General features: G+C 28.7%; 9 protein-coding genes. 3 read left to right on the forward strand and 6 right to left on the reverse strand.

Annotated features, from left to right (window positions below; all coding sequences use genetic code 11):
• Positions 1–134 precede the first annotated feature (134 nt).
• From ACWPW7_RS14960 to ACWPW7_RS14980, 5 genes are all read right to left on the reverse strand, one after another.
• Entirely contained in the window at positions 135–1,091 is a 957-nt protein-coding gene (locus ACWPW7_RS14960; RefSeq protein WP_454054153.1) for a DUF4349 domain-containing protein, read from the reverse strand.
• Positions 1,092–1,438: 347 nt separating this feature from the next.
• Positions 1,439–2,284: an FAD binding domain-containing protein gene (locus ACWPW7_RS14965; protein WP_454054154.1), complete on the reverse strand. Its 846-nt coding sequence runs from the start codon at positions 2,282–2,284 to the stop codon at positions 1,439–1,441.
• Positions 2,278–2,751 carry a (2Fe-2S)-binding protein gene (locus ACWPW7_RS14970; RefSeq protein ID WP_454054155.1) on the reverse strand — a complete coding sequence of 158 codons (474 nt, stop codon included), beginning with the start codon at positions 2,749–2,751 and terminating at the stop codon, positions 2,278–2,280. Before ACWPW7_RS14970 ends, ACWPW7_RS14965 begins: the two co-directional genes overlap by 7 nt.
• Entirely contained in the window at positions 2,744–4,891 is a 2,148-nt protein-coding gene (locus ACWPW7_RS14975; protein WP_454055519.1) for a xanthine dehydrogenase family protein molybdopterin-binding subunit, read from the reverse strand. The genes ACWPW7_RS14970 and ACWPW7_RS14975 overlap by 8 nt, the downstream gene beginning before the upstream one ends.
• A gap of 902 nt (positions 4,892–5,793) precedes the next feature.
• On the reverse strand, positions 5,794–6,969 hold the full coding sequence (locus ACWPW7_RS14980) for a MalY/PatB family protein (RefSeq protein WP_454054156.1): 1,176 nt from the start codon (positions 6,967–6,969) through the stop codon (positions 5,794–5,796).
• 277 nt (positions 6,970–7,246) lie between these two features.
• Between ACWPW7_RS14980 and ACWPW7_RS14985 the strand changes: the two genes are divergently transcribed.
• The 3 genes from ACWPW7_RS14985 to ACWPW7_RS14995 are packed head-to-tail and all read left to right on the forward strand — an operon-like array spanning position 7,247 to position 11,387.
• Positions 7,247–7,726 (forward strand): NADH-quinone oxidoreductase subunit NuoE family protein, encoded by a 480-nt coding sequence (locus tag ACWPW7_RS14985; RefSeq protein WP_454054157.1) that lies wholly within the window; start codon positions 7,247–7,249, stop codon positions 7,724–7,726.
• 11 nt (positions 7,727–7,737) lie between these two features.
• Positions 7,738–9,633, forward strand: a complete 1,896-nt coding sequence (locus ACWPW7_RS14990) for an NADH-ubiquinone oxidoreductase-F iron-sulfur binding region domain-containing protein (RefSeq protein WP_454054158.1) — start codon at positions 7,738–7,740, stop codon at positions 9,631–9,633.
• Positions 9,634–9,653: 20 nt separating this feature from the next.
• On the forward strand, positions 9,654–11,387 hold the full coding sequence (locus tag ACWPW7_RS14995) for an NADH-dependent [FeFe] hydrogenase, group A6 (RefSeq protein WP_454054159.1): 1,734 nt from the start codon (positions 9,654–9,656) through the stop codon (positions 11,385–11,387).
• Between the two features lie 393 nt (positions 11,388–11,780).
• Here the strand turns inward: ACWPW7_RS14995 and hydF are convergent, their stop codons facing one another.
• Positions 11,781–12,974, reverse strand: a complete 1,194-nt coding sequence (gene hydF / locus ACWPW7_RS15000; RefSeq protein ID WP_454054160.1) for a [FeFe] hydrogenase H-cluster maturation GTPase HydF — start codon at positions 12,972–12,974, stop codon at positions 11,781–11,783.
• Between the last annotated feature and the right edge of the window lie 15 nt (positions 12,975–12,989).

A 12,989-nucleotide genomic window follows, 5' to 3' on the forward strand; every position in this document is an offset into this window, starting at 1 on the left:
ATATACACTAGTATATATTTTTCCTATTCATTTGTAAATACATAAATAAAAATATCTATAAAATTAAGAAGAGAATAAATACACTATAATTCACAGCATATTTATTCTCTATTTAGAATTTAAATATTAACTAACTATTTTTTTGAAAATGGTTTAATAAACTTATCTTTTATATTAAATTTTTTTATTATAAATCTAAATAAGAACACTATTAATCCTATTACAACTATATATGGAATAGATGCAGCAATATAAATAATAGAATTTTTCATTAAATATCCAACATCTTTTATAGAGTTTATAAAAGAATTGATCATTTTTTCAAATATACTTCCTTTTACATCAATTTCATTCTTAATTTGTTCAACTTCTTCTACATTGATATATACTGTTGAATATTCTATTAAATTATCTAAATTCTTTAAATAACCTTCTACTGATTCAATATCATATCTAACTTTAGAAAGTTCTGATTCTACTGCAATTATATCAGTAACATTCTTACTTTCTTTAAGAATTTCTAATAATCTTTCTTCTTTTACTTTTAAAACCTTAAGTCTAGCTTCATTATCAACATATGTTAAAGTTACGTCTTCACCATGTTGACCTTCTTGAGTTACATGAGCTATAGATTTTAATTTAGTAAGGTACTTCTCTAAATCTTTGCTTGGAATTCTTGCTGTTATATTACCATTTCTATTATAAGTATTTCCCTTATTGTCTATCCCATTACCATTCATATAAGAGTTCTGTATAAATCCTTTAAATTCATCTATACTTTTATTAATTGATTCAATAGATTTTTCAAACTCAGTAGTTTGTAACGTAATATCTACATTCCTTATTATTTTTTTAGATGAAGAATTAATAAGTTTATTTTCTTCCATTTTATTTTCTTTTACTTTACTGTCTTCCATTACCTTGTTATTTTGCTCACTATCGTTTATTGCATAGTCTTTAGCAGAACTTTCACATTGGAAACTCTCTTCTACTACTTCTGATTTTTTATCAGTGCCACAACCAATGAATGCAAATAAGCTAATAAATATAGCTAAAAAAATACTTAGAAAATTTCTTATAGGATTTCTCATAAAATTCACCGTCCATAATTTATTTAGGTTTCTCAAATAAGATAACTAATCAAGAATAATAGAATATTTAAAGTAATGATTTCCAATGACCTAGCATAGTACAAAATAGACTATTATGCTGACTAGTTGTTTATTTATTGATTCCTTATATACTATACGAAAATTTTAATTCATAGTTATGTTCAAACTTTAAAATTAATCTCTAAAGTTATATATTCTTTAAATTTTAACTATGTAAAGAATATATAAATTTGAAAGTAAAAAACTAGCAAATTACTTGCTAGTTTTTTATTTAAAAGTTTAATCTTGTAGTCTTTAAAATCAATTTTAGATTTGTAAAAATATCATTAAAAAACTTTTTCATTAAAAAAATAATTTATTAAATTAATTGAAACTTTTTTTCTATATCTGGCTGTAGATCTAGCATCATCTATAGGCATGATAATCTCTTTATATCGTTCTATTATTTCTTCTAATTTTGCCTTTGCTTCCAATTTGCTTAAGCTAATAAATGAACACTCTAAATCTCTATCATTTACAATAGTTGGAGAGACTGCTCCCAATGCTATTCTTATATCTTTTACTATGTCATCTTCAATTTTATAAAATCCTATAAATGAAACTTTAGCTAGTGCTGTAGATTTTCTAGTGCCTACTTTGTGATAATAATAATCAGTAAAATTATAACTCTCTATAATGATTTCCTTTAATATCTCATTATTTTTTAATATTGTTTTTCCTGGTCCAACTATCAATTCTTTTATAGGGATTTTCCTTTCTCCATTACTATTAGCTATAACTACTTTACTCCCTAATGCATATAGTGAAGGTAAAACATCTCCCGCTGGAGAGCCATTACAAATGTTTCCTCCAATAGTTGCAATATTCCTAGTTCCAATTGACGCCATTTCTTTTATAACATCTTTAAGATATTGAGGAATCATATTATTTATTTCTAATTCCCCTAATTTGCAACAACTCCCAATAACTAAATCATTATCTTCTACTCTTACTTCTTTTAATTCCGGTAAATGACTTATAAACAATACTTGTTCTTCAAAATTAGGTATCAACCCAGACCATCGCTTCTTTCTAACCATAAGGTCTGTTCCACCTGCTAATATAATACATTCTTCCCTATTCAATATGTCTAATGCTTCTTCTAGAGTATTGGGCCTATAACAATTTACCATAATCCCTCACCTCTTTTAGATGCCAATTTCACTGCCTCTACTATCATGTTATATCCAGTACATCTACATAAATTTCCTGATATACCTCTTCTTATATCCTCTTCCTTAGGATTAGGATTATTAGTTAAAAGTGCTTCAGCTGCCATTATCATTCCAGGTGTACAAAAACCACATTGTACTGCTCCTGCATCCTCAAAAGCTTGTCGTAAAATTTCAAATCGATTAGTTAATTTTAATCCTTCTATAGTTAAAACTTCCATGTTTTCTAAAGTACCAATAGATACTAGACAGGAATTTACTAATCTTTTATTTATTATAACTGAACAAGCTCCACATTCACCTTGTCCACACCCTTCTTTAATTCCAGTTATATTAAATTCTTCTCTTAACACATCAATTAATCTTTTTACTGGATTACATTCTAAAATAATTTCCTTATTATCCAATACAAAACTTACTTTATTCACTGTCCATCACCTCCATTAGGTACTCTGGATTAACTGGTATTTTATTTATATCTTTTCCTATAGCATTTTTAACTGCTAAAGCATAAGCCACAGGTGCACCTACAAAAGTTAATTCTCCTGCACTTTTAGCTCCAAAAGGTCCATTATCATATAGATTATTTATAAGCTCACTTTTAATATTTGAAAAATCTAAAGCTGTAGGTATAACATAATCCGTATTAGTTCTTTGAATAAGTTTACCATTCTTACATTCCATAACTTCAATAGAACTATGTCCTAATCCTTGAATAATTCCTCCATCTATTTGACCTTTAATTATTTTTTCATCAATTGCAATTCCAACATCATATACTGCATATATCTCTTTAACATCCACTTCATAAGTAATGGGATTAACTTGTACCTCTACAACATTAGCACCCCATGAATACTCATTGTAGGCATCTCCCTGAAAAGTTTCATCATTCCAATAAAATCCTTCGGGGAACTTATATCTAGTAGTAATCTCAGTTTCTTTACTATCTTCCCATTTCTCTTTTAATTCCTTGGATGCTTCCTGCAATAGCTTTCCTACAACCATTATAGTTCTAGAAGCAACGGTAGGTCCTGAATCTGGTACTCTATCTGTATCAGTATTAATAATAATCACTGTTTCAATTGGGATATCTAATTCCGAAGCCACAATTTTTCTTAAAGTGGTGTGAATACCTTGACCCATTTCCACGTTAGAAATAAGTATTTCCACAGTATTATCTATATATTTTTTAAGTTTAACCACTGCCTTTATATGGTCTCTCTCCCCACTTCCTGTAAATCCTCCTCCATGAAAAAACAATGATAATCCTATGCCTCTATAGTTATTATTTAGTTTAAACTCTTTAACTTTTTTACTATAATTACTAAGTTCTTCAATTTTTTTAATTAAATCATTTAATGGTACATATCCTCTAAAAATTCCTCCAGTTGAAGATAAATCTCCTTGATGAAGTAGGTTCATTTTTTTAAATTCTAAAGTATCAATGCCTAATTCACTAGCCATACAATCAATATGCATTTCTAATGCAAATATGCTTTGAGGTGCTCCGAATCCTCTAAAACCTCCATTTGGAACTGTATTTGTAGCTAATGCCTTCCCTTTTACTCTTACATTTGGAATATTATATGCTCCTGTAATTGCAAACATAGCTCTTTGAAGCACTATGTTTGAAAGTCCTGAATAAGCGCCGCCATTTAAAGTTATATCTGCATCCATTCCTATAATTTTATTATTTTCATCTACTAAAGTAGTTAATTTAATTTTTGATGGATGTCTTTTAGTTGAACATTCTATATCTTCATCTCTTTCAAAAATAAGTGTTACAGGCTTTTTGGTTTTCATAGTAGCAGCCACTACTTGACCACCTATTAATGAAGGATATTCTTCTTTACCTCCAAAAGCTCCTCCAGTTATAGATTGAATTATTTGAACCTTATCTTCAGCTAATCCCATAGCCTCAATTACTGCATTTTTTACAAAATAAGGACACTGCATTGATCCAATAACAGTAACTTTATGAGTTTCTTCATCATAAGTGGCAGCAATACCTTGAGTTTCTAAATATATATGCTCTTGATATCCAGTTTTATATTCTCTGCTAAACACCCTGTGTGATGAACTATAAGCCTTATCTATAACTCCTTTTTCATAGAAATAATTTGCAAAACAATTATCATCTTTATATATAGGAATTTTCTCTTTACTGTTCTCACTTTCTTCTATAGTAAAAATAGGTTCAATTTCCTCATATTCAATTTCTATTTTATTGATAATATCTAATATTTTCTCTTTATCTTCACCAACTATAAGAGCTATTGGCTCTCCTATATAATTAACTATCTCCTCAGCAAAAAAAGGCATATCATAAAACATTATTTTCACTCTATTTTTTCCAGTTATATCATTTTTATCAACTATAAAATATTCTTCTGGCATTACTGGATATGTTATATTTACTATTTTTCCTCTTGCTTTAGTTGATCTTAAGGTTTTTGCATATAAAGAATTTTCTAATTTAATATCCGATATATATTTAGCCTCACCACTTATTTTCTCTTTTGCATCAAATCTATTTATTGGAGTGCTTATACATTTACCCAAAATTACACCTCCGCAACACTCTATGTTAAAGTTCTTAAACTTTTAAATTTTTCTAGTATCCAATTATAATCCTCAATGATATCAATATTACTTAATCCTAATTCATTACAAATTCCCTCTTTTAAAGCTTAATATATTCCCTCCTCTAGCATCATGATTAATAATAGTTTTAACAGCATTTTTTATACTAACTAATTCAAAAATTAAAATACTATAAAAACACTCTTCTTTTGTAAGTTTACTATCTAATTTCTACCACAATTGTTGTAATATTTCCTTAATATTTTTATTATCTTATCTTCAAATAATATATATGATTTCTTTCTAAAACTTTCAAAATCATATAATGTAGAGTTTATGATTGGCTTTCATCTAAAATACTCCTTGATAATTTTATAAAATTAGCTATAAAAAGTTGAAATTTAAAACATTACTATTAAATGAAATTTTAAAAGTTAAAATTAGATTGTTGATATCCTTCTTATATATTTTAATTTAAATTTCATAATTATATTACATTTATGATAAATTTTGGATTTAATTAACAATTTTTATTAATGTCTTATAAATTTAATATTTATTTCATATTCTAGTTTACTTTTAAAAATAATGTTCTTAATTTTAATTATGTTAACTAATTTTGTAAGATTCACATAATCTATCACTTTTTTAATTAATGTAATTAACTTTTAAATATTAAGATCTAGTTTGAAATACATGTTTTTTACATAAAATAAAATGGTTCTTCTTAAAATTATAGAAGAACCATTTTATTTACTTATATTAAGTTATATGGTTATTTTTATAAACTTTTCAAGACTTTTAGCATCTGGATTATTATTAATAAATCTATGTTTCCTTAATTTATTTCTATTACTTATATATAAAAAATTACGCTTAAATTTTTATGTTAACTTATCAACTTCTTTTTTTATTCTATTTAGAGCTTCTTCAATAATTTTTTTAGAACATGCTATATTCATTCTCATAAAATATTTTCCTTCTTGTCCAAATATACTTCCTTCATCAAGACCTACTCTGCATTTTCTAACAAAAAATTCTTTAATTTCTTTTTCATCCATGTTTAAATTAGAACAGTCTAGCCAAATTATAAAAGTTCCCTGCGGTTTTATAACTTTTATTTTTGGTATATAATTTTCAATAAAATCTATTATATAATTTAAACTTTCTTCTAAATATATCATTAATTGAGATAACCAATCATCACAGCGATAGTATGCTGCTTTTAAACCCTCTGTACCAAAAACATTTGCACCAGATACAGTATTATTTTCTAAAGTAATTTTAAATCTTTTTCTTAATTCTTTATTTGGAATAATAATATTAGAAACTTGTAATCCTGCAATATTAAACGTTTTGCTTGGAGCAGTGCAAATAATAGAATTTTGTGCAAAAGTTTCACTAACTGAAGCAATTACTGTGTGATTGTATCCACTGTATATTAAGTCAAAATGTATATCGTCAGATATTATAATTATATTATTATCTATGCATATTTCACCTAAAGTTTTTAACTCTTCTAAAGTCCAAACTCTTCCTACAGGATTATGAGGATTACATAAAAATAACAGCTTAGTTCTTGGAGTTATTTTTCTTTTTAAATCATCAAAATCCATGGTATAATTATTATCTTCATACTTTAATGGATTATTAACAATAGTTCTCCCATTAAATTTAATTACTTTTGAAAATGGTGCATATACCGGCGTTTGTATTATTATTTCATCTCCTTGAGAGGAAAATGCTTGAACTGCATAATTTAATGCTGGAACAACACCTGGAGTAAAGCATATCCATTCTTTCTTTATGTTCCAATTATGCTTATCTTTCATCCAATAAACTATAGCTTCATAATAACTATCTTCAAACTTGGTATATCCTAATATAGGATGCTCTGCTCTGTGTTTTATAGCTTCAATTATAGGTTCAGCTACTGGGAAATCCATATCTGCAACCCACATAGGAATTAAATCTTCCACTCCAAATCGTTCTTTTAACCCATCAAATTTAACACATCCTGTATTTTTTCTATCTATACTTTCATCAAAATTATAAATCACGCCATCCCCTCCTTTGTATTTTACATAAATTATATCATAGATGCTTTTGAAGTTTTAAGTTATTATCTAAAAATTTGTTTTATCATCTCAAAAAAAACTTTACATTTTAATTATTCATAATATATAATATTTTTAAATTAATTTTCATAATATTTCAAATCTTCCATCATAGTATATTACATATTCCAAATTCTTTACGTAATGAAATATGCTATTTTTAGAGATTTCATATTTCATTGTTAAAAAAATAACATTAAATTATAAGGAGGTTTTTTAATTGTGCTGTTGTTATGAAAAAGATGAAAAATTTTTAGAGTTAGAAACATTTATAGAATCCCTTCCTAATAAAAAAGGTGCACTTATAGAAGTTTTGCATAAAGCACAAAGTATATTTGGATATTTATCTGAAGAAGTTCAACTTTTTGTTTCTAAAAAACTGGACATTCCTGCTTCTAAAGTCTTTGGAGTAGTTACATTTTATTCATTTTTTAAAACTCAGCCTCAGGGAGAGTATGTCATAAATGTATGCTTAGGTACTGCTTGTTTTGTTAGAGGTGCTGGTGACGTTCTAAAGGAGTTTGAAAATCAATTGGGTATAGCTTGTGGTAAGACTACAGAAGATATGAAATTCACTTTGGGCTCTTTAAGATGTGTTGGAGCTTGTGGACTTGCACCTGTAGTATCTGTTAATAATAAAGTTTATGGTCATGTAACAGTGGACAAGGTTTCACAAATCCTTAGGGAATATACTAATTAGGAGGCGGTATCTTGAATAAAATAGCTTCATTTGAAGAACTTAAAAAAATTCATAATGATAACAAAAATTTATTAAATATAAGAAAATCTACTGGTTGTGACAATTATAATTATAGTGAAGTTCAATATAGAAAGGTTATATTAATTTGTGGTGGAACTGGCTGTAAATCTGCTGAAAGCGACCTAATTAAAGAAAATCTAATTAAAGAAATTGAAGATTTTGGTCTTTCAAAAGAAATCTTTGTAACTACAACTGGCTGTTTTGGATTTTGTGAAAAAGGTCCTATAGTAAAAATTACTCCTGATGATGTCTTTTATGTTCATGTTTCTCCAAAGGATACTAGAGAAATTGTAGAATCCCATTTAGTTAATGGTGAGATTATAGAAAGATTATTATATGAGGAGCCTACCATAAGTAAAAAAGTTAAAACACAGGATGAAATGACATTTTATAAAAAGCAAGTAAGAATTGCTTTAAGGAATTGTGGATTAATAGATCCTGAAAATATACAAGAATATATTGCTGAAAATGGATATCTTGCTCTTGGAATATCTTTAACAGAATTAGGTCAAGATGGGGTTATAAATATAATTAACGATTCTGGTCTACGCGGTAGAGGTGGTGGTGGCTTCCCTACTGGTAAAAAATGGCATATGGCTAAAAGTTATAAATCTGATGAAAAATATATAATTTGTAATGCAGATGAAGGTGATCCTGGAGCATTTATGGATCGTTCTATATTAGAAGGTGATCCTCATAGTGTTATAGAAGCAATGGCAATTGCTGGTTATGCAATTGGAGCTTCTATTGGCTGTGTTTATATAAGAGCTGAATACCCTCTTGCTATAAATAGATTGGAAATTGCAATTAAGCAAGCAAGGGAATTAGGATTGCTAGGCAAAAACATTTTAAATACTGGTTTTAATTTTGACATACAAATTAAATATGGTGCCGGTGCTTTCGTATGTGGTGAAGAAACAGCTTTAATCCATTCTATTGAAGGTGAGAGAGGAGAGCCTACAAATAAACCTCCTTTTCCTGCAGAATCAGGATTATGGTGCAAACCAACTTGCGTTAATAATGTAGAAACTCTTGCTTCTATACCTGTAATTATAAACAAGGGGGCTGATTGGTATAATCAAATTGGTACAGCTACCTCTAAAGGTACTAAGGTTTTTGCACTAGCAGGTAAAATAAATAATGTTGGGTTAGTTGAAGTACCAATGGGTACAACATTGAAGGAAATAATATATGACATTGGCGGAGGGATTAAAAATAACCGCAAGTTTAAAGCAGTACAAACTGGTGGTCCGTCTGGTGGATGCATTCCTGCCCAATATCTTAATACTCCTATAGATTACGAATCTTTAAATTCTATTGGCTCAATGATGGGCTCTGGTGGAATGATAGTTATGGATGAAGATAATTGTATGGTTGATATAGCCAAATTCTATCTTGAATTCACAAGAGAAGAATCCTGTGGTAAATGTACTCCTTGTAGAATTGGAACTACTCGCTTATTAGAAATGTTAGATAGAATTTCTAAAGGAAAAGGTGATGCTGAAACTCTTGAAAGATTAAAGGAACTTTCAGAGATTATTAAAGATACCTCATTATGCGGTCTTGGGCAAACTGCGCCTAATCCTATATTAAGCACTATGAAATATTTTATGAATGAGTATGAAGCTCATGTATTTGGTAAAACTTGTCCTTCAGGAGTTTGCAAGGATTTACTTAAATATGTAATTACAGATAAATGTATAGGATGTACTAAATGTGCAAGACAATGTCCAGTAAATTGTATTACTGGTAAAGTAAAAGTTCGTCATAGCATAAATCAAGAAAAATGCATAAAGTGTGGTAACTGTAAGGTAAGTTGTCCAGTTGATGCTATTATACTTAAATAATATAGAAAAGGGGTATAAAAATGAGTTTAGTTTCACTTAAAATAAACGATATAGATGTATCTATTCAAGAAGGTTCAACAGTGCTAGATGCTGCTAAAAAACTTAATATAAATATACCAAATTTATGTTATTTAAAATTGCATGATGATAAAACTAAAAACCAACCTGCTTCTTGTAGAGTTTGCGTAGTTGAAATAGAGGGAAGAAGAAATCTTGCACCAGCTTGTTCTACAATAGTTCAAAATGGTATGGTAGTAAAAACTAATACTGCTAGAGCAATTGCTTCTCGTAGAGCAGTAGTGGAATTATTGCTTTCAGATCATCCACAAAATTGCTTGCTTTGTCATAAAAGCATGCATTGTGAACTTCAAAAGTTGGCTGCTGATTTAGGTATAAGGGAAATACCCTACTTTGGCGAAATGTCTACTTATCCACTAGATACATCAAGTAATTCAATTGTTAGAGATTTAGATAAATGTATATTATGTAGAAGATGCACCACTATGTGTGATGTAGTTCAAACTGTAGGGGTATTGAGTGCTGTAGAAAGAGGATTTCAAACTGTTATTTCTCCTGCTTTTGGTGAACCTATGACAGAGACAAGCTGTACTTTCTGCGGTCAATGCGTTTCTGTTTGTCCAACTGGTGCGCTAACTGAAGTAGATAACACTTCAAAGGTTTGGAGAGCAATAAATCAAAAGGATAAGATTGTAGTTGTTCAAACGGCTCCAGCAATACGGGCAGCACTAGGAGAAGAATTTGGTATAGATGATGATAACCCTGTTACAGGAAAAATGGTTTCAGCGCTAAGAAAAATTGGTTTTGATTATGTGTTTGATACTAATTTTGGTGCAGACCTTACTATCATGGAAGAAGCTGCTGAATTTATTCATAGATTTGAAAATGGCGGAAAACTTCCTATGTTAACAAGTTGTTGCCCTGGATGGGTTTCATTCTTTGAACATCAATTCCATGATTTACTAGATGTACCTTCAACCTGTAAATCTCCTCAACAAATGTGGGGAGCTATTGCTAAAACCTATTGGGCTGAGAAGATGAATATTGATCCTAAAAACTTAGTAGTTGTTTCAGTAATGCCTTGTCTTGCCAAAAAATATGAAGCTTCAAGACCAGAAATGTCTAGAAATGGAATTCCAGATGTTGATATTGTTATTAGTACAAGGGAACTGGCAAAAATGATAAGAGAAGCTGGGATTAACTTAACCTCTTTAAATGAAGATATCTTTGATAATCCATTAGGCGAATCTACTGGTGCTGGTACAATCTTTGGTGCTAGCGGTGGAGTTATGGAGGCTGCATTACGTACAGCATATGAATGGATTACTAAAGAGGAACTTTTAAATTTAGATTTTACTTCTGTTAGAGGTTTAGATGGTGTTAAAGAAGCTACTATAAAAATTAAAGATATCTATGTTAATGTAGCTATTGCAAGTGGGCTTGGGAATGCAAGAAGCTTACTTGAAAAAATTAAAAATGGCACTGCTAATTATCATTTAATTGAAATAATGGCATGCCCTGGCGGCTGTATTAATGGAGGTGGCCAGCCTTATTCTAAAGACGATACTTCTATTCTTGAAAAACGTAGAGCTGCATTATATAAAGAAGATAAAAATAAGTCAATAAGAAAATCTCATGAGAACCCATATATCATAAAACTTTATGATGAGTTTTTAGGAGAGCCTTATAATAAAAAATCTCATGAACTTCTTCACACTCATTATAGTAAAAAATAATAGTTAAATTTACGAAAATTTTATTAAAGACTAACAATTTTTATTGTTAGCCTTTAATAAAGTCCTATATAAGGATACAATGCGAAAACTTAATATATGCTCTGGAAAATAAATTTTCTATAAAAACAGCTTTAATCCTTAGAAATTAAGGATTAATAATGAAGAATGAAGAATTTAGGAAAAAATTCACTAAAGGTGAATTTCTTAAAATAAAATTTGTTTTTAAAAAACTCCAAGAGCTTTAGTCGTGGAGTTTTAACCATAATTCTTCATCTTTCATTCTTAATTTTTCATTCATAGAAAAGAACTTTTGTCGTGGGAATTAAAATCATGCATAAGTTAAATTTTCATTATGGAACTCTATAATATAAATTAATTATATATTAGTCTACATTATAATTTAAAGGGTTCTATAACTCTATCCAACATGTCATTTAATTTTGCTATTGCTAATCCAAAATTAGTTATAGATACATTAATATTATTACAGCAATTTATTCTTGACATAAATTGAGCTCTATTAAACATACAAGAACCGCAGTGTATAACCAATTTATATTGTGATAAATCTTTTGGGAAATCACTTCCACTTACATTATGAATTTCTATTCCTTTAATCTTGCTACTTAAAAGTTTAGGAATCTTTTCTCTTGCAATATCCCCTTTTAAGCTATGATGACTACAAGCCTCTGAAATTAATACTTTATCTCCACTTTTAAGCTTATCTATAGTCTTTGCTCCATCTACTAAAGTTTTCAAGTCTCCTTTTTGCCTTGCCATCAAAATAGAGAAAGAAGTCAATGGCACATCCCTAGGTATTAATTCATTAACAATTTTAAATACCTGAGAATCTACCACAACTAAATCAGGCTTATTATTTAAAATCTTTAGAGCATCCTCTACCTCATCTAAAGTAACTATCATAGGAATACCATGATGATCCAATATATCTCTTAAAGTTTGTACTTGTGGGAGTATTAATCTTCCTTTTGGAGCTTGAATATTCTGCGGTGCTACTAATAATACCTTATTTTTAGGTTTAATAATATCTCCTAATAAGAATAAATCATTTTCGGTTTTAGAAGTTATTTTCACTAATTCCTCTTTTAGCTGATTTAAATTGTTCTTTGTAATAGCATTGATTTCTATAATTTTAATATCAAATATGTTAGATAAATTATGTTTATCTATAGAATTTACATTCTTTCTATTTATAGCACCAATCACAGGAATGTTTTTCTCTTTTAATAGATTATACCAATGCCTTTCAATTTCAAAATCCTTAAAACTTTCCTCATCAAAAAGTAGTATAGCTACATCAGTTTTTAATAAAACTTCCTTAGTTTTTTCAATGCGTAGATTTCCAATATCACCTTCATCATCAATACCTGCAGTATCAATAAAAACCACTGGACCTATTGGATGAAACTCTATAGCTTTATATACTGGATCTGTAGTAGTCCCTTTTACTTCGGAAACCAAAGATGTATTTTGGTTAGTTAATCCATTTATAAGAGTAGATTTTCCTACATTTCTCCTTCCAAATACAGATATATGAATTCTATTTGAATTTGGTGTTTGCAACATAATATAAAACCCCTT

This window comes from Clostridium sp. Marseille-Q7071 (assembly GCF_965112025.1).

What these genes read in the sequence shown, in the direction of transcription:
- ACWPW7_RS14960 (WP_454054153.1), bottom strand. Translation starts at nt 1,091, where the DNA reads ATGAGAAATCCTATAAGAAATTTTCTAAGTATTTTTTTAGCTATATTT.
- ACWPW7_RS14965 (WP_454054154.1), bottom strand. Translation starts at nt 2,284, where the DNA reads ATGGTAAATTGTTATAGGCCCAATACTCTAGAAGAAGCATTAGACATA.
- ACWPW7_RS14995 (WP_454054159.1), top strand. Translation starts at nt 9,654, where the DNA reads ATGAGTTTAGTTTCACTTAAAATAAACGATATAGATGTATCTATTCAA.
- hydF (WP_454054160.1), bottom strand. Translation starts at nt 12,974, where the DNA reads ATGTTGCAAACACCAAATTCAAATAGAATTCATATATCTGTATTTGGA.